The sequence below is a fragment of the Halomonas sp. ALS9 genome (assembly GCF_001651035.1).
Lineage (GTDB): Bacteria > Pseudomonadota > Gammaproteobacteria > Pseudomonadales > Halomonadaceae > Vreelandella.
Window position 1 is genome coordinate 56383 of record NZ_LXRG01000173.1, and the last position, 17772, is coordinate 74154.

The following is a 17772-nucleotide window of genomic DNA, read 5'->3' on the forward strand; positions in this document are numbered from 1 at the left end:
ACCTCCTTAGCTCTTGTCTTAAACGCGGGCCGCTACTGAGACTTGCGCACGCGCAGGTACCATTCAGAAAGTAGCCGAACCTGCTTCTCGGTGTAGCCACGATCGACCATCCGCGCCACAAAGTCTTCGTGCTTTTTCTGATCTGACCGGGAAGCTTTGGCATTGAACGAAATCACCGGCAACAGCTCTTCGGTATTGGCGAACATCTTGTGCTCGATAACGCCTTTGAGCTTTTCATAGGACTGCCAGCTCGGGTTCATACCGTTGTTTTGCGCCCGTGCCCGCAACACAAAGTTGACCACTTCGTGGCGGAAATCTTTCGGGTTTGAAATACCCGCAGGTTTTTCGATTTTCTCCAGTTCTTCGTTGAGTGACTGACGGTTTAGCAGCTCGCCAGTTTCGTGATCACGGTACTCCTGATCCTGAATCCAGAAATCCGCATAAGTCACATAGCGGTCAAAGATGTTTTGGCCGTATTCGCTGTAGGATTCGAGATAAGCGGTCTGGATCTCCTTACCAATAAAGTCGACATAGCGGGGCGCCATATACTCTTTGATAAAGCCCAAGTAGCGCTCAAACACTTCCGACGGCAGCTGTTCGCGCTCCAATGCTTGCTCCAACACATACAACAGGTGAACCGGGTTAGCGGCCACCTCGGTGCTGTCGAAGTTGAAGACCTTGGAAAGAATTTTGAACGCAAAGCGGGTAGAGAGTCCCTGCATCCCCTCGTCTACACCTGCCGCATCGCGATACTCCTGAATCGACTTAGCGCGTGGGTCGGTGTCCTTCAGGTTTTCACCGTCGTAGACGCGCATTTTCGAGTAGATATTCGAGTTTTCCGGCGCTTTTAGCCGTGATAGCACTGAGAACTGGGCCAGCATACGCAGCGTATCCGGTGCGCAGGGCGCGGCGTTTAGCGAAGAGTCTTCAAGTAGCTTTTGATAGATATTGATCTCTTCGGTGACTCGCAGACAATAAGGCACTTTGACGATATACACTCGGTCAAGGAACGCTTCATTATTGCGGTTATTGCGAAACGCCTGCCATTCTGACTCATTGGAGTGGGCCAGAATCACGCCATCAAAGGGAATCGCCCCCATGCCTTCGGTGGGGTTGTAGTTGCCCTCTTGCGTGGCGGTTAACAGCGGGTGCAGCACCTTGATCGGTGCCTTAAACATCTCCACAAACTCCATCAGCCCCTGGTTGGCACGGCATAAGCCGCCGGAGAAGCTGTAGGCATCCGGGTCGTCCTGAGAGTAGAGCTCTAACTGGCGAATATCGACCTTACCCACCAGCGACGAGATATCCTGGTTGTTCTCATCCCCCGGCTCGGTTTTGGAAATAGCGATCTGGTTAAGCCGTGAAGGGTACAAACGCACCACCCGAAATTGGGAGATATCGCCGCCGTACTCTTTCAGCCGTTTTGCTGCCCAGGGCGACATCACGCTGCGCAGATAACGCTGAGGAATGCCGTACTCTTTCTCCAGCAGTTCAACATCCTCTTCGGGAGAGAACAGGCCCAGCGGCGACTCGTAAACCGGCGACCCCTTAATGGCATAAAACGGGATGCGCTCCATCAACAGCTTAAGACGCTCCGCCAGCGACGATTTACCGCCACCCACAGGGCCAAGCAAATAGAGAATCTGCTTGCGTTCTTCCAGCCCTTGAGCCGCATGACGGAAGTAGGACACGATCTGCTCAATGGCCTCTTCCATGCCATGAAACTCGGCAAAGGCAGGGTAGCGGCGAATCACTTTATTAGAAAAAATACGTGATAGACGCGGGTCTTTCGCCGTGTCGATCACTTCAGGCTCGCCTATAGCTTCCAGCATACGCTCGGAGGCGCTGGCATAAACCTTAGGGTCACGGCGACATAACGCCAAGTACTCCTCAAGGCTCATATCCTCTTGCTGGACGCGGGAAAAACGGTCTTGAACGTGATCAAAGATGCTCATGGAACTCTCCTGTGGCCCATCCCCAGGCAGTCACCGTAAACCAAGTGTCTTGCAACGGTGTGCCAAACGAGGTGTCGCTTTTTTAGCGTAGTCAGCATTAGCAAAAAGTGATGACTAAAACCTTCAACGCTGCAGCGATACAGATAAGAGAATTATTCAGACGAATAGTTGCGTTAGTCCAAGCATCACCAATAAACGCAAGGCACTAAACAAGCGACGCCGCTGCAATAGGCAGCGGCGTCGCTAGGCCGTAGGCGGCAAACCGTGGCGAAAAAGCGGCTATCAGCCGAGGTTAATCCGCGAGTACTGAGCGAATATCGGCCAGTAGCTCATCTAGCAGTTCAACGGTAGTGTTCCAAGCACATACAAAACGGGCACCGCCTGCGCCAATAAAGGTATAGAAGGTCCACCCTTTGGCTTTCAACGCTTCAATAGCCGGTGGCGGCAATTCAACGAACACGCTATTGGCTTGGGTAGGGAACATAAGCGATACGCCAGGTAGCGCTTGCAGGCCTTCCGAGAGGTAGCGGGCCATCGCGTTGGCATGCTGTGCGTTGGTTAACCAGGCACCGCTCTCTAATAGGCCTAACCACGGCGCGGATACAAAGCGCATTTTAGAGGCGAGCTGCCCTGCCTGCTTGCAACGGTAGGAGAAATCTTCTGCAAGCTCTCGGTTAAAAAACAGAATCGCTTCACCAAACGCTAAACCGTTTTTGGTTCCCGAAAAACACAGTGCGTCCACGCCTACCTGCCAGGTCAGCTCGGCCGGTGACATGTCTAAACTGGCACAGGCGTTGGCAAAGCGAGCCCCGTCCATGTGCAGGCGCAGGTCATGTTTATCGGCAATGGCGCGAATCGCCATGAGCTCTTCACGGGAGTAGAGCGTGCCCACTTCGGTGGCTTGCGTGAGCGATACCACTTTGGGCTTGGGGTAGTGGATATCGCTGCGCTTGGTAACCAGCGCCTCAATGCCTTCCGGCGTCAGCTTGCCATTGGCACCCGGTGAGGTGAGCAGCTTAGCACCGTTTGAGAAGAACTCAGGACCACCGCACTCGTCGGTTTCGATATGCGCCAGCTCGTGGCAAATAACGCTGTGGTAGCTGCGTCCCATTGCAGAGAGCGCCAGTGAGTTGGCGGCGGTGCCGTTGAAAACGAAGAAGACATCGCAGTCGTAGTCAAACATCTCGCGAAAGCGATCCGCAGCGCGGGCTGTCCAGAGATCGTTACCGTAAGCCAAATCATCGCAACGGTTGGCTTCTAACAGATATTCCATCGCCTCCGGGCAGATACCGGAGGTGTTATCACTGGCTAAAAAACGCGGGCTACACTCCGAGGTCATTACGACAGTCCTTTTTCTGGCGATCGAACAGCGCGAGCTGGGTGCCACTCGCGCCTTAAGTATCTAACTATGCTTAATAGATAGATTAGTCATTTAGTCTATCGCCATTTATGGCCTAACGTCACCTGCGCTTTTAAGCACTTTCTTATCAAGCCACCGTTATGCTTTTTTTACAATCTCGCCGCCAATCGAGTGCCCTGCTCAATCGCGCGCTTGGCATCCAATTCGCTGGCTTCATCCGCGCCACCAATAATATGTACCGCCGTTCCCGCACGCTCTAACGGCGCCAACAAATCACGTACCGACTCCTGCCCGGCGCAGACGACAATGCTATCAACGGCAAGTACTTGTTCGACGCCTTCGCGGCGAATATGCAACCCTTCGTCGTCGATTTTAAGATATTCGCAGCCGGTAAGGGTTTTCACTCCGCGCTGCTTAAGCGATGCCCGGTGTACCCAACCGGTTGTTTTACCCAGATACTTGCCCGGCTTGGAGGTTTTACGCTGGAGCATAACAATCTCGCGGGGAACCGCTGGCGGCGTCGGCGCTTTTAGGCCGCCCCGTTCGCCTACTGCCAAATCAACCCCCCACTCGTTGCACCAATCGGCGATGTCCAATGCCGGATGTCCTTGGTGGGCCAGCAATTCAGACACATCAAAGCCAATGCCTCCCGCACCGATCACCGCTACTTTACGGCCAACCCGCTCAGGGGATTCAATCGCTTCGGCGTAGCTCAGCACCTTGTTATGATCATGACCGGGCAGGCTTAGCTCCCGGGGGTGAACGCCGGTGGCCATGACCACCTCATCGAAGTCAGCAAGCGCTTCTGCAGTGGCGGTGGTTTTCAAGCGCACCTCTACCGCATACTTCTCCAACATCACCCGGTAGTAGCGTAGGGTTTCGTTAAACTCTTCTTTACCAGGAATCTTACGCGCATAGTTAAACTGCCCACCCAACTCGCGGCGCCGCTCAAACAGCACCACCTTGTGCCCACGGCTGGCTGCCGTCACTGCAGTGGCTAGCCCAGCAGGGCCGCCGCCCACCACGGCCACCCGCTTGGGCGTTTGCGCGGGTTCTACGACTAACTCAGTTTCGTGGCAGGCGCGGGGATTAACCAAACAGGAGGTTAACTTCCCAGCGAAGGTGTGATCCAGGCAGGCCTGGTTACAGGCGATGCAGGTGTTGATCTCGTCTGCCAGCCCCTCCTTGGCTTTGCGCACCCAGGCGGAGTCGGCTAGGAAAGGTCGCGCCATGGAGACCATATCGGCGTGGCCTGCTGCCAGCACGCGCTCGGCCACCTCGGGCATATTGATGCGGTTGGTGGTGATCAGCGGAATCGATAGCGCCGATTTGATGCGTTTAGTGACTTCAGTAAAGGCAGCGCGGGGCACGCTGGTCACAATCGTGGGCACCCGCGCTTCGTGCCAGCCGATGCCGGTGTTGATCACATTCGCCCCGGCGGCTTCGATCGCTTGGCCCAGCGTAACGACCTCTTCCCAGGTGCTGCCGTCTTCGACCAAATCAATCATCGAAAGGCGGAAGATAATCACAAAACGCTCCCCCACCGCCGCGCGAACTCGACGCACAATCTCGACCGCAAAGCGCATGCGGTTCTCGAACGCCCCGCCCCACTCATCGTCACGCTGGTTGGTACGCTGGCAGATAAACTGATTGATTAGGTAACCTTCTGACCCCATGATTTCAACGCCATCGTAACCCGCCTGTTGAGCAAGCTTGGCACAGCGCACATAGTCGGCAATTTGCTGATCGACTTCATCGCTACTCAGCGCCCGAGGCATAAAGGGGTTGATGGGCGCTTGAATGGCCGAAGGAGCGACCAAGTCCGGCGAATAAGCGTAACGCCCGGCGTGGAGAATCTGCATGCACAGATGACCGCCCTCCGCATGCACCGCATCAACGACTCCTCGGTGCTCTGGCAACTGCGCTTCATCAACCAGCGCGTTGGCTCCCTGGAACACCGCACCCTCTGGATTAGGCGCGATCCCACCGGTGACGATCAGGCTAACCCCTTCCCGCGCCCGCTCAGCATAAAAAGCGGCCAAACGTTCAAAGCCATTGGGTGCTTCTTCCAAATTGGTGTGCATTGAGCCCATTAAAATGCGGTTGGGCAGCGTTAAATGACCAATAGTCAGCGGGCGGAACAGATGCGGATAGGCGGGCGCACGGGTCATCACGGGTCTCCTTGATATTATTAGTTGCACGGTTAAAGCATATTCAAACAAGCGTATGACATACTCGCCGCAACGTACAGACCTTTACCTACCTGAATATTGCCAGATTTGCCGAGCTACCCTCTTGCCCAGCGTGCGAATCCACGTCACATTACCTGGCTAACGATAAGGAACCGTTGCTATGCCCTTGATGTATTTTCTGCCACCGCTCGCCACCGTGCTTATCTGGTCAGGCAATATGACCATTAACCAGCTTAGCGTAGGTGCCATCGCGCCCAGCAGCATCGCTTTTTTACGCTGGCTGCTCGCCCTGGCGGTGATGACCCCCTTTGTGTTGCCCGCAGCGTTACGCTACCGCGACGAAATCCGCCGCCAGTGGCCTAAACTAGCGCTGCTGGGGCTACTCGGCATGGGGCTATGGCAAGGGCTGGCCTATGTAGCGGCAGAAACCACGACCGCCACCAACATGGGCATTCTCGCCGCCATGGTGCCGCTGCTAACCGTATTGCTTAGCGCGCTGATTCTACGCGAGCCGCCGACCCTGGGCGGTATCGTGGGCGGCGTGCTGGCCTTTGTGGGGGTTACCGTTCTACTCGGGCGTGGCAACCCTCTCTCGCTGCTGCAGTTACAGGTGGCCCTCGGTGATGCACTGATGGTAGTGGCAGCTACCTGCTACGCACTCTATGGCGTAATGCTCAAACGCTGGTCGATGAATTTACCGCCCTGGGTGATGCTTTACGCCCAAGTCTGTTTTGCAGTGCTGTTCTTATTACCACCTTATTTGATGGGGCCAATGACGCCTATCGATGGCCATAATATCGGGCTGATTGTCTACGCAGGTATTCCTGCCTCGATCATTACCACCTTTTTATGGATGCGTGCGGTGCGCCAGATCGGCGCCAACCAATCAAGTATTTTCATCAACTTAATGCCGCTATTTAGCGCACTGATTGCGATGGCCTTCTTGGGTGAACAAGTGGCGGGGTTCCACTTTGCTGGCGGGCTGCTGATTCTGGCAGGGGTCATCATGGCGCAAACGCTGACACGCCCGTTAACACGGAGTTTAACCTCTGATAAACCGAGCAGCGCCCGATAATGCTAGAATGGCGGTCGATTTCTAACGCTGGGAAGCCCTGATATGTCCCTGGAAGAACTGCATCTTAATCTGCGCAACCTAATGAGCGATGACTACGATCAGCTCAAGGCATTGATGGACGCCGTCTATCACGATATCGGCGGCGCATGGCCGAAGCGCACCATCGACAAATTAATCCAGGAATTCCCCGACGGCCAAATAGCCATTGAAGACGATGGCCTTCTGGTGGGCGTAGCGCTCACCGTGCAGGTGGATTACGACGAATTCTCCAACCCGCATAAGTACGATGACCTGATTGGCCATCGCGAGATCATCCTCAACGATGAGGATGGCGATGCCATGTACGGGCTGGATGTGCTGATTCACCCGGATTACCGGGGCTACCGCCTGGGCCGCCGCCTTTACGAAGCGCGTAAAGAGCTATGCCGCTCCATGAACCTGCGGGCGATTCTTGCCGGTGGGCGGATTCCTGAGTACCACCAGCACGCTGATGAACTCACGCCCGCTCAATATATCGATAAAGTCTCGCGTAAAGAGATCTACGATCCGATCCTCTCTTTTCAACAGGCTAATGATTTCCAGGTAAAGCGCCTACTGCGCAAATACCTGCCCGAAGATGAGCAGTCTCGCGGTTACGCCACCCTGCTTGAGTGGAATAACATTCTGTTTGAGCCCGCGGCCAGCGTGCTCGACAACAAGCCGACCCAGGTGCGGGTGGGCGCAGTTCAGTGGCAGATGCGTGAGTTTTCATCGGTGGAAGCCGCGCTTCAGCAGATCGAATATTTCGTAGACGCGCTTTCCGACTACCAGAGTGACTTTGCAGTATTCCCAGAGCTGTTCTACGCACCGCTTATGGGTCTTCAGGATCGCGATGCGCAGAAAGATCAAATGGGCGCGATTCGCTTTTTAGCCGGCTTCACCGAACGCTTTAAAACTGAACTGTCGCGTATGGCGGTCTCCTACAACATCAATATTGTCGGCGGCTCGATGATTGAAGTGGGTGACGATGACCGCCTCTACAACATCGCTTACCTGTTCCACCGCGACGGCAGCGTTGAGCGCCAGGCCAAGCTGCATATTACGCCTCAAGAGCGCCGCGACTGGGTGATTGAGGGCGGCGATGAGCTACAGGTGTTTGATACCGATGCAGGTCGCGTGGGCATCCTGATCTGCTACGACGTGGAGTTCCCGGAGCTTGGCCGCCTGCTGGCCGACCAGGATATGGATATTCTGTTTGTGCCTTTCTGGACCGACACCAAAAACGGTTACCTGCGGGTGCGCCACTGCAGCCAAGCCCGGGCGATTGAAAACGAGTGCTACGTGGTGCTCTGCGGCAGCGTCGGCAACCTACCTTCGATTGAAAACCTGGATATCCAGTACGCCCAATCGGCGGTGTTCTCACCGTCTGACTTCGCCTTCCCCCACGATGCGGTGCTGGCGGAAACCACACCCAACACCGAGATGATCTTCTTCTCGGATCTGGATCTTACTCGCCTGACGGTGGTACGTGCCGAAGGCTCGGTGACCAACCTGAAAGACCGCCGCAAGGATCTGTTTGATCTGCGCTGGCGCGACTGGTCGTGGAAATCGGGCGCGAATCTCGAAGAGTGAGGTGTTAAATATACGATAACGCCGCCCAATGGGGCGGCGTTGTTATTTCTAAAACTGCCTTAGAAGGTTCAATCAGGCCAAACGAGGTGGGCTGGCACGCGTCCTTTGGCATCGAACAGCACGCCTTCATCGCGCAGTTTGCGGTGCTGGCGCTCGGCGCCGCCGTGATCGGCAAGCTTCAAAGAGGAGGCAATCACGCGATGCCAGGGCAACTGGTGGCCATCCGGCAGGTGGCGCATCGCTGAACCGACCATGCGCGGCGTAGCGCCTTCGGTCATCGCAGCAATGCGGCCATAGGTCGTCACCCGCCCCGGCGGAATCTGATCGACAATGGTGTAGATCTGTTCGAGCAACTCCGGCCGGGCCATGTGATTATCCTTATTCCTTAAACTATTCCTTGAGGGCGCTTATGAGCGTGCTTAAAGCCCCTCAACCAATTGATCGATCGCTTGGAAGGCTTCTTTAAGGGCAGTTGCGCGATGCTGGTCACCCATGTTCAGGCCTTCTGCGTAAACCACGTCTACATCGGTAATGCCCATCAAGCCTAGCATGGTTTTCAGGTGGGGCGTTTGGCTATCAAGTTCGGTGCCTGCGTACTGACCGCCCCGCGCGGCAAGAATAATCGCCCGCTTGCCTTCCACCAAGCCTTGAGGGCCATTTTCGGTATAGCGGAAGGTTTCACCGGCACGCAGTACTCGGTCAAACCACGCCTTCAGTTGCGAAGGAATTCCCAGGTTATACATCGGCACCGCAATCACCAGTACATCATTAGCATGCAGCTCAGCCAACAAGCCATCCGAGCGAGCGGCTAAAACCTGCTGCTCAGCAGTACGCTCTGCGGCCGCCACTTGCCAAGCATCTAGTTCACTAATATCCAAATGGGGCAGCGCGTTCTTGACGACATCACGCTGGGTGACCTCAATACCATTACGGGCATTAGCCTGTTCGATAAAGCGATTCGCCAACGCATTAGATTGGCCGTTTTCAGCCAAAATCGATGAGGTAATCACCAGGGCACGAGTCGTCATGGAAAGCTCCAAAATCATTAAGGGGAAGGAATGGGAGCTATTCTACGGCGCTTTCCAAAAAGCAAAAGCGCAACGTTTTCAGACTTGTATTCGATTAAATCGAATTATACAACGGCCAACCATAAGCCCCGCGACGCAAAATGCGAGGCGGGGCGCAGCCAGTATATGCAACGGCTATAGTTCGATTACCTCAGTTCGATTACCTCAGTTCAATTACTTCTTGGGCCAAGCCTTAGGATCAACTTTATTAACCAGCTTGGGAAAGCGGCTAGGATCAAATACCGGTTCTTTGCCCGCTTTTAGCTGTATTTCATAGTCGCGAAATAGCGCGAAAGCTACCGGTGAGAGCATTAAAATGGCGACCAAGTTAATAATCGCCATCATGCCCATAGAGAGGTCAGCAAAGTTCCAGATCGCCCCTAGGCTTGCCACCGAACCGACCATAATCATCGCCAACACTGCCAGGCGGTAAATAAACACGGCAACCGGCGCGCGGCGTCCGGCCAGGTACTCAATGTTGGACTCGCCGTAGGAATAGTTGGCTATCACCGAGGTAAATGCAAACAGCAGAATCGCCACCGCGATAAACATGCCGCCCCAATCGCCCACATGGCTGGACAGCGCCATTTGGGTCAACTGAATGCCGTTGCTCTCCTCACCCGCCATCAGCTCCGGCCCAGCCATAATGATGATGGCCGCCGTGGCCGTGCAGATCACCAGGGTATCCAGAAACACACCCAACATTTGAATAAAGCCCTGGGCAGCAGGATGATCTGGCCGCGTAGAGGCCGTGGCTGCCGCATTGGGTGCCGAGCCCATGCCTGCTTCATTGGAAAATAGCCCGCGCTGAATGCCGTTCATGATGGCCTGAGAGACCGCATAGCCCACCGCGCCACCGGCAGCCTGCTCGAAACCAAACGCACTGCGCACAATGGTCATTATGGCGGTGGGCAAGTCGCTGATATTTAGACCCACTACTACCAATGCCAGGATCAGGTAAAGCAGCGCCATAAGCGGCACAACAAGCTCAGCCACCTTGGCAATCGACTTTAAACCGCCAAAGATGATCGGTGCCACTACGACCATCAAAACTAACCCCATGGCCCAGGTGGGAACGGCAAACGCCTGCTCCATGGCCTGGGCGATAGAGTTGGCCTGAACGCTGTTAAACGCCAACCCAAAGGCAATAATCAAACAGATGGAAAACAGCACAGCCAGCCAGCGCAATCCCAGGCCACGCTCAATATAACGTGCGGGGCCACCACGGAAGGTGTTATCACCGTGGTCGGTTTTATACGCCTGAGCCAAGGTTGACTCTACAAAGCTGGTGGCCATCCCCACCATGGCGGTCATCCACATCCAGAAAATGGCCCCAGGGCCACCCAAAGAGATAGCGACCGCGACCCCCGCCAAGTTACCCGTACCGACTCGTGCCGCCAAACTGGTGGAGAGCGCTTGAAACGAAGAGATACCACCATTTGATTGGCGAGAGCTGCCCAGCAACTTAAACATATGGCCGAAATAGCGCAGCTGAATACCGCGGGTCATCACCGTGAAATAGAGACCGGCACCAATCAGCAGGTAAATCAGCACGCTGCCCCAGAGCAAGCCATTACCGCGATCCACCAGCGAGGTGAGCAACGGAGGAAGAGTAAAGTCCATGAAAAACACACCTTTTTAAACAATGAAGGCGCATCATTCTTCACGGTTGCACCAAAATGGCAAGAAAATTGGCAAAAAGACGTTAAGACAGCAATAACCACTTACCCTATTGAAGCGCACAGCCACTCCCACACCAAGGCGGCTTCGTCGCTAACATGGCGTCGGCTAGGGCGCACCAGCCAGAAGCGTTCATCGCTGGGTACACTGAGCTCAAAAGGCGCCACCAAATCCGTACGCTGTTCCATTAAGCGGCGGTGGGTTAGCGCGATCCCCCCACTTTGGCTAGCCAGGGCTAGCGTCATCACCTGGTTGTCGCAAGTCAGCGACCAGCACTGTGCCTCCAAATGGGCAACCCCCGCTTCGTGTAGCCACCCCGGCCACCCTACGCCAAACCCGACTGCGTGAAGCAGCGTATGCCCCGCCAAATCACTTGGCGCAGTTAGCGTCTGCGCCAAGGCTTGCGAGCAAACAGGCAGCAGTTGCTCCTCGCCTAGCGGCTGCATTTCAACGCCCGTCCACTCTCCTTTGCCATAGCGAATCTCGATATCCGCCCCTTCAGGGCCAAAGTCATCGGGCCAAATAGCGCTTACCACACGAATCGCCACCGGCGTGTGCGCACGGTGGAAAGCTATTAAACGCGGCGCCAGCCACGACTGCTGAATCGCAGGTGTGGCTCGCAGCGTTACCGGCTGCTCAGCTGTGCTGCCAAAGACTTCCAAGGTACCTTCGCTAATGCGCACAAAGGCATCGTGAATGCTCGGTAGCCACGCCTGCCCGGCGGGAGTGAGCGTTAAGCTGCGCGCATGACGCACAAACAGCTTCTGCCCCACACGGTCTTCCAGCAAGCGAACGCGCTGGCTAATCGCAGCCTGAGTGACGCCCAGCTCATTTCCCGCGGCGGTAAAACTCAACGTGCGCGCCGCAGATTCAAAGGCTTGTAACCATAGCAATGGCGGTAATTGACTCATGAAAAAGTGACCTATAAGTAAAATGACACCTTAGGGGTCAGATTAATCGTTTGTCACTGCCGTTGCTACTCCGCATCCTAGACACCATCTACGCACCCCCCTTATGTAATGCCGTTGAGGGAGCGAATCGGAGTTTTAATGAATAGCGCAGCACAGACCACACTCACGACACCTCATTCCCACGCCCCAGAGATGGGCGAATTAAGTCCTTATCAAGCGGGCCCGATACTCACTCAAGCGATGCTGACTCAAAAGGGCGTGGCGCTGAACTGGCAAGATGGCCAACAAACCACCCTGCCCCTGATTTGGCTGCGCGACCACTGCGCCTGCCCGGCCTGCCGTCACCCGCAGACCCGCGAACGGCTCTACCTGCCCCTTGAGGCAATCACTGAACCTCCCAGCGTGGCGCTACAGGATGGGCACTTACACCTGAAATGGCCGGATGGCCATGCCAGTGCCTTTCATAGTGGCTGGCTTTACCAGCGCCGTCCCGAAGCTAAGCAGATGAATACCGAGCCCAACACCCAGCCCTGGGTAGATAATTTCGCCCCGGAGCGCATCCGCCATAGTGATTTTCTTACCCCGCAGGGCGAGAAAGCCTGGCTCACCGCAATGCTGCGTGACGGCTTGGCGCTGATCACCGATGGCCCCTTGATAGAAGAAGAAGTGAGCCGCTTAGCTGAACGTATTGGCCCCCTGCGCGCCACCAATTTTGGCGCCCGCTTTGACGTACGCTCTAAACCCAACCCCAATAACGCGGCCTATACCGCAGTGGGATTACCGCTGCATATTGACCTGCCCAACTGGCGGCAGCCGCCGGATATTCAGTTGCTCTATTGCCTGCAAAACGGCGCCAGCGGCGGCGAATCGCTGTTTGCCGATGGTGCGCGGGTTGTAGACGCTTTGCGCCAGCAGTCTCCAGAAGCGCTGGCGATTCTCAGCGAAACACCGATTGATTTTCGCTTTCAGGATGAAACCCACGATATTTCTATGCGGGCACCTGTGATCACCCTGGATAGCGCGGGCAACTTGGTCGAAATGCGCTTAAACAACTGGATTCGCGATGCCCTGCACCTGCCGGTAGAGCAGATGGAGGCCTGGTACAGCGCCTACGCCTTACTGTGGAAACTGTTTCATAGCGAAGCACACCAACTGGAGTTCACTCTTCTCCCCGGCCAGATGGTGGCATTTGATAATCGCCGAGTACTGCATGGACGCCGCGAGTTCGATCCCAACAGCGGCGCACGCCATTTACAGGGCACCTATTTAGACCGCGACATGCTGGCCTCACGCCTTCGCGTGCTAGCCCGCAGCTAGTCGATTATAAAACCAAGCAAGGAGATCCTATGACACACCTCAAACCTCTCGCCTCAGGCATCGCCCTCGCCACCACCGCGCTATTCGCCTCAGCGGCGCAGGCGGACGACCAAACCCTGGACTTCGGTGTCCCCGCCTGGCCCGGCATTACCGTCAAGACGGCCATCGCCGAGCAGTTATTAAACCCACTGGGCTACGAGACCAGCACCCAGGAAATCGGCCTGCAGGTGATTTACCAAGGCATTGAAAGCGGCGATATCGATGCGTTCCTGGGAGCTTGGCTGCCGGCTCAACGAGAAATGTTTAATCCCCGTAAAGAGTCAGGTGTACTAATCGATGTCGCCAATAACGTCGATGGCGCACAAATGACCCTGGCGGTACCGGAATACCTGTACGAGAGCGGCATTCAGAGCTTTGCTGATTTAGACGAACATCGTGAACAGTTCGATGGCGAAATCTATGGCTTTGGCGCGGGCTCCGCCGCCAGCGAGATTCTCCACAATGCTATCGACAACGATACCTGGGGGTTAGGCGACTGGCAGATCGTCGATACCAGTGAAGTAGGCATGCTTTCCGCTGCACGTGATGCCATTTCCCGCGAGGAACCAATTGTCTGGGTAGGCTGGACGCCTCACTGGATGAACCTTGAACTGCCCATGCGCTACCTGGAAGATCCCGAAGATCTGTTCGGTGAGAACAACGGTGAAAGCGATGTGCTGACGCTACTGCGCGGCGACTATGCCGATGCCAACCCCAATTTAGTCACGTTCTTTGAACAGTTCACCTTCACTGCCGAAGAGCAGAGCTGGATGATTCAAGCCTATGGCCAGGAAGAGCAGGACCTTGCAGCGGTGGCCGAGCAGTGGATCACTGAGCACCCAGAGCGTATCGAAGCAGTGCTGGCTGACGTTACCACCACTGACGGCGACCCCGCATGGCCGGTCATTGAAGCGCAGCTCAACAACTAGCCCTTAGTGTAAAAGCGCCTTCATCCCATCGGACGGCTAGCGTATGCTAGCGCTTTTTTCGCCGATGGGAGTGGGTATGTCACGGACACTGCTTAAGGGCGTTGGCCTGCTGGTCGTCGTTGTGCTGCTAGGTATCATGTGGCATTTACTGCAGCGCTACGACCTGCTCACCCAGGCGCGCCTTAGTGAGTTGATTGGTTACATCCGCCAATGGCGTAACGCCCCTTGGATGTTTGCCGCGGTGATGGGCGTTTACACCAGCGCCCTGCTGGTGATGTTTCCCCTTAGCCTTCTCGTGGTCGTGACAGGCTTACTGTTTGGCCCAGTGTGGGGGCTCGTCTACGCCACGCTGGGAACGCTGTCTTCGTCGGTGGTCTCTTACTGGGTGGGGCACTGGTTGGGCCGTGAGGCGCTAATGCGTTATGGCGGCCAACATCTACGCGGTTTATCTGGCTATCTATCCAAGCGCGGCATTCGAACCATGACGGTGATCAACCTGCTGCCGCTCGCCCCGTTCACACTCACCAATATGCTGGCGGGCGCTTTCCACCTTAAATTTCGCGACTATATGATCGGCTCCACTCTGGGCATTGTGCCGGGGCTGGCGGCGGTGATTCTACTCGGTAGCCAGCTAGGTGCCTTGTTCACCGCCGCGTCGGCCAAGGAAATCGTTCTAGCGGCTGTCGGACTCGCTGCTGGGGTTGGCCTGTTAATAGGCCTTAAACGTTATGCCAACCGGCGCCAAGCCTCCAAAAAACCGTCTCATCGCGAAGGAGAGTGATATTTGGCCAGCACTTCGGCGTAGAAGTTAGCCACCGCTGAGGCAAAATTGGCAATATCGAACTCCTCGGCAAAGTGGCTGGCCTGCTTGCCCAGCTGTTGGCGCAGCGCTGCGCTATCTTTTAACTCCACCACTTTTTGCCCCCACGCCTGGCGATTTTGCGGTGTTTTGAAGCCGTTGACTCCCTGGCGTACCACGTCATCGATACCGCTGGAACGCACCGCCACCACGGGCAGACCCGCCGACATCGCTTCAAGAATCACCATACCCTGGGTTTCCGAGGTAGAGGCAAACACAAACAGATCGCCCAGATGGTAATAATGCGCCATTCGCTCAGGGGGCACTGCGCCTACCAGGGTTGCCTGCGAGGTTAGCTTCAAGGTGTCGATTTGGGTTTGAATCGCCTCGCGATCAGGCCCGTCTCCAATCAACAGCAAATGAAAATCCTCGTGCCCCTGAGAGCGAAGCTCGGCGAGGGACTCCAATATAAAGCCAATATTTTTCTCTTTGCTAATCCGCGAAACGCTGATCAATATTTTGCGTGAAGCGCTAACACCTAATTGCTCACGCAACGCGTCAAGTTCACTCTCATCAACTTGAGAGAAACGCTCAACATCAATGCCCGTTGGCTGTACCAGCGTAGGCGTCTTTACCCCGATCATGCGCAGATACTCTTCTGCCGAATAGGTCGGCACAATCACCCCTTGGCAGCGGTTAGAAAAGCGTTTGATCAAGTAATGCGAGATAAGATTACGAAACAGCGCACCGGGCAATGGCACAAAATGAGCATAGTGCTCCAAGCGGGTGTGGTAGGTGTAGATCACCGGCACCTTAAGCCGACGGCCCATAAACAGCCCCATGGAACCAAGCCAGAAGGGGTGGTGAACATGAATAAGATCAGGTTTGAAGGCCCGCAGGCAGCGGCGAAAACGCGCGCTAAACGGGTTAGTTAACCGGAACTCGCCCTTCTGCCCAAACGCCATCAGCGTCGGAATGCGCTTTATTGAGCTATCGTCCTGCCATGCTTCTCGATAGCGCGGCACGAACAGTTGAAGGGAGTGACCTAAGGCGCGTAAGCCATTACGCAAGCGATCCACCGACACCGACACCCCGGAAACAAATGGGAAGTAGTTATTGGAGACCATCGCTACGCGCAGTGATTTACCCAGGAAAGGCGTTGGATCAATATCAAAATCGGGGTAGTAATCACGATCTTCAAAAATCAGCCGATGCAAACGCAGGGTGAGTAGCGTAAGTACGCCTACAATCAGCAAAAACCGCGTGTAGCTGACATAAAAAAACGCATAAAGTGTCGACCAGACGCTGGTGACCATACGCCACCAGCCGGGGCTATCCACGTTCAAACGCACAGGGGCAATGGCGACATTGTCGCTTGCTACATCGACGATGACGTAGTGATGAAAGCTGCTATCGGCATCGATCAGAATACCGCCCGCACCGCCGGTGGTAACGTAATCCACACCGTTAACCGTCTGTTGGGAGAAGAGGGTTAGGTTGGCGGAGAACACCGTATCGACACCATACTCTTCCGCAAGCGCCATAATACCATCCGCCAGACGCGGATCATTGAGATAATTGTCCGCCTCAAACAGCGGCGCGTCGCTCACCACATTGTGCAGCGGCAGACCCACAAACAAAAACTTATGCTGTGCCTCAGAGGCCGCTAGCTCCCGGGATAACCAATCAAGCTGCCAAGAGGTGGATGACTTACCGGTACCGTCGAGAAAGATAAAGTGACTGTTGCCCGCTACAAAGGAGTAAAAGTGCGGGCCAAAGTACTCATAAAACAAGTAGCTGCCAAAGTCGCTATCTTCGTTGTCGCCGTAGGTGAGTAAGTAAGGAACATTGAGCTTCTCCAGACTTCGGTAAATCGCCTGATAGCTCTCCTGTTGTCCCCCATTCACGGCATTCCCCGCCGAAATCAGAAAGTCGATGCCACCCTGGTTAATCAGCGGCACAATCTCTTCTTGAAACACGCTCACCGAGTTATTGATATTGCCCACTACCGCAAAGCGGTAGTCGCTTCGCCCCGTCAGTACCTCACGAATATTAGCCACTTCAAGGGTGTGCACCGACTCAAACTTAGGCTCTGCCACGTACAGCCATACTTGGTGGGCGATCAGCCCCACCACCAGGGCGAGATTAAGATAGAAGAACAGCCGCAACCAGCGCTGGCGGGAAAAACGAAGAAAGGAGCGTCGTGGCATTTAAAAGCGCTTTTTCAAGAATAAAAACGAGGATATATAACCGCCACACTGGCGGCCTAAGTCTAAAAAACGCCTTTACTATACAGCAACGCCGCATAGAGTTGGCGTCTCAGGTTAGCGGGCATCGCTCCCATTTAGTGTGGCCAGTAACCGTCGCGGCCCGGCTTGATTGCGGTGTTCACCCAACCATAATCCCTGCCAGGTTCCTAAGGCCAGGCGCCCGTCGCGCACTGCTAAGGTGAGCTGAGTGCCCAGCAAGCTAGCAACCACATGGGCTGGCATATCGTCAGGGCCCTCCAAGGTATGGCGGAAATAGGCTAACTCTTCAGGCACCAGCCTGCGCAGAAAAGCATCTAAATCGTGGCGCACATCAGGGTCGGTGTTTTCGTTCAGCGTTATTGATGCGGAGGTATGCATCAGTTGTAAGTGCAACATGCCCATATGACAATCGCTTAAACACGGCAGTGCCCGGGCGACATCATTGGTAATCAAATGAAAACCACGCGCCATCTCGGGCAAATGAATCTCTTGCTGGCACCACATAAGCACCTCATATATTTGTTATGTAAACGGAAACGCGGCGTCACCAGCATCCCCCTCTTGTGTGGCAAAATGACGACAGATAGC

The 17772-nt window shown here is 55.2% G+C and carries 14 protein-coding genes; 5 read left to right on the forward strand and 9 right to left on the reverse strand.

Features of this window, described 5'->3' with window-relative positions; genetic code table 11:
• Positions 1-32 precede the first annotated feature (32 nt).
• The 3 genes from A6R74_RS11990 to A6R74_RS12000 form a co-directional block, all read right to left on the reverse strand.
• A complete protein-coding gene (locus A6R74_RS11990) occupies positions 33-1955 on the reverse strand; it encodes a PrkA family serine protein kinase (RefSeq protein ID WP_064234708.1) in 1923 nt (640 codons plus the stop codon).
• A 292-nt stretch (positions 1956-2247) separates the two neighbouring features.
• Positions 2248-3294, reverse strand: coding sequence for a threonine aldolase family protein (locus A6R74_RS11995; protein ID WP_064234709.1), 1047 nt, complete (start codon positions 3292-3294; stop codon positions 2248-2250).
• Between the two features lie 170 nt (positions 3295-3464).
• The gene (locus A6R74_RS12000; protein WP_064234710.1) at positions 3465-5486 is read right to left on the reverse strand and encodes an NADPH-dependent 2,4-dienoyl-CoA reductase; all 2022 of its coding nucleotides are present in this window, start codon (positions 5484-5486) and stop codon (positions 3465-3467) included.
• Between the two features lie 181 nt (positions 5487-5667).
• Here A6R74_RS12000 and A6R74_RS12005 point away from each other — a divergent pair, with 181 nt between their 5' ends.
• Entirely contained in the window at positions 5668-6582 is a 915-nt protein-coding gene (locus tag A6R74_RS12005; RefSeq protein WP_064234711.1) for a DMT family transporter, read from the forward strand.
• 42 nt (positions 6583-6624) lie between these two features.
• Entirely contained in the window at positions 6625-8193 is a 1569-nt protein-coding gene (locus A6R74_RS12010) for a bifunctional GNAT family N-acetyltransferase/carbon-nitrogen hydrolase family protein (protein ID WP_064234712.1), read from the forward strand.
• 68 nt (positions 8194-8261) lie between these two features.
• Here the strand turns inward: A6R74_RS12010 and A6R74_RS12015 are convergent, their stop codons facing one another.
• The 4 genes from A6R74_RS12015 to A6R74_RS12030 all read right to left on the reverse strand — a co-directional run bounded on the left by A6R74_RS12015 (position 8262) and on the right by A6R74_RS12030 (position 11851).
• A complete protein-coding gene (locus A6R74_RS12015; protein WP_022522712.1) occupies positions 8262-8561 on the reverse strand; it encodes an MGMT family protein in 300 nt (99 codons plus the stop codon).
• Between the two features lie 51 nt (positions 8562-8612).
• The gene (locus tag A6R74_RS12020) at positions 8613-9221 is read right to left on the reverse strand and encodes an FMN-dependent NADH-azoreductase (RefSeq protein ID WP_064234713.1); all 609 of its coding nucleotides are present in this window, start codon (positions 9219-9221) and stop codon (positions 8613-8615) included.
• A gap of 213 nt (positions 9222-9434) precedes the next feature.
• Entirely contained in the window at positions 9435-10883 is a 1449-nt protein-coding gene (locus tag A6R74_RS12025; protein ID WP_064234714.1) for an alanine/glycine:cation symporter family protein, read from the reverse strand.
• A gap of 101 nt (positions 10884-10984) precedes the next feature.
• Positions 10985-11851, reverse strand: a complete 867-nt coding sequence (locus A6R74_RS12030) for a LysR substrate-binding domain-containing protein (protein ID WP_064234715.1) — start codon at positions 11849-11851, stop codon at positions 10985-10987.
• Between the two features lie 138 nt (positions 11852-11989).
• Here A6R74_RS12030 and A6R74_RS12035 point away from each other — a divergent pair, with 138 nt between their 5' ends.
• The 3 genes from A6R74_RS12035 (at position 11990) to A6R74_RS12045 (ending at position 14917) form a co-directional block, all read left to right on the forward strand.
• A complete protein-coding gene (locus A6R74_RS12035) occupies positions 11990-13168 on the forward strand; it encodes a TauD/TfdA family dioxygenase (protein ID WP_064234716.1) in 1179 nt (392 codons plus the stop codon).
• 29 nt (positions 13169-13197) lie between these two features.
• A complete protein-coding gene (locus A6R74_RS12040) occupies positions 13198-14136 on the forward strand; it encodes an ABC transporter substrate-binding protein (RefSeq protein WP_064234717.1) in 939 nt (312 codons plus the stop codon).
• 76 nt (positions 14137-14212) lie between these two features.
• Entirely contained in the window at positions 14213-14917 is a 705-nt protein-coding gene (locus A6R74_RS12045) for a TVP38/TMEM64 family protein (RefSeq protein WP_064234718.1), read from the forward strand.
• On the opposite strand, the gene A6R74_RS12050 is transcribed toward A6R74_RS12045, so the two are convergent.
• Positions 14899-17145, reverse strand: a complete 2247-nt coding sequence (locus A6R74_RS12050; protein WP_064234719.1) for a glycosyltransferase — start codon at positions 17143-17145, stop codon at positions 14899-14901. The two genes, A6R74_RS12045 and A6R74_RS12050, sit on opposite strands and share 19 nt — an antisense overlap.
• Positions 17146-17259: 114 nt before the next feature.
• Positions 17260-17688 (reverse strand): secondary thiamine-phosphate synthase enzyme YjbQ, encoded by a 429-nt coding sequence (locus A6R74_RS12055; RefSeq protein WP_064234720.1) that lies wholly within the window; start codon positions 17686-17688, stop codon positions 17260-17262.
• Between the last annotated feature and the right edge of the window lie 84 nt (positions 17689-17772).

Coding starts and splice junctions, on each gene's coding strand:
- A6R74_RS12055 (WP_064234720.1), bottom strand. CDS start 17,688: ATGTGGTGCCAGCAAGAGATTCATTTGCCCGAGATGGCGCGTGGTTTT.
- A6R74_RS12045 (WP_064234718.1), top strand. CDS start 14,213: ATGTCACGGACACTGCTTAAGGGCGTTGGCCTGCTGGTCGTCGTTGTG.
- A6R74_RS12010 (WP_064234712.1), top strand. CDS start 6,625: ATGTCCCTGGAAGAACTGCATCTTAATCTGCGCAACCTAATGAGCGAT.
- A6R74_RS12030 (WP_064234715.1), bottom strand. CDS start 11,851: ATGAGTCAATTACCGCCATTGCTATGGTTACAAGCCTTTGAATCTGCG.
- A6R74_RS12040 (WP_064234717.1), top strand. CDS start 13,198: ATGACACACCTCAAACCTCTCGCCTCAGGCATCGCCCTCGCCACCACC.
- A6R74_RS12005 (WP_064234711.1), top strand. CDS start 5,668: ATGCCCTTGATGTATTTTCTGCCACCGCTCGCCACCGTGCTTATCTGG.
- A6R74_RS12025 (WP_064234714.1), bottom strand. CDS start 10,883: ATGGACTTTACTCTTCCTCCGTTGCTCACCTCGCTGGTGGATCGCGGT.
- A6R74_RS12015 (WP_022522712.1), bottom strand. CDS start 8,561: ATGGCCCGGCCGGAGTTGCTCGAACAGATCTACACCATTGTCGATCAG.
- A6R74_RS12000 (WP_064234710.1), bottom strand. CDS start 5,486: ATGACCCGTGCGCCCGCCTATCCGCATCTGTTCCGCCCGCTGACTATT.
- A6R74_RS11995 (WP_064234709.1), bottom strand. CDS start 3,294: ATGACCTCGGAGTGTAGCCCGCGTTTTTTAGCCAGTGATAACACCTCC.
- A6R74_RS12020 (WP_064234713.1), bottom strand. CDS start 9,221: ATGACGACTCGTGCCCTGGTGATTACCTCATCGATTTTGGCTGAAAAC.
- A6R74_RS11990 (WP_064234708.1), bottom strand. CDS start 1,955: ATGAGCATCTTTGATCACGTTCAAGACCGTTTTTCCCGCGTCCAGCAA.
- A6R74_RS12035 (WP_064234716.1), top strand. CDS start 11,990: ATGAATAGCGCAGCACAGACCACACTCACGACACCTCATTCCCACGCC.
- A6R74_RS12050 (WP_064234719.1), bottom strand. CDS start 17,145: ATGCCACGACGCTCCTTTCTTCGTTTTTCCCGCCAGCGCTGGTTGCGG.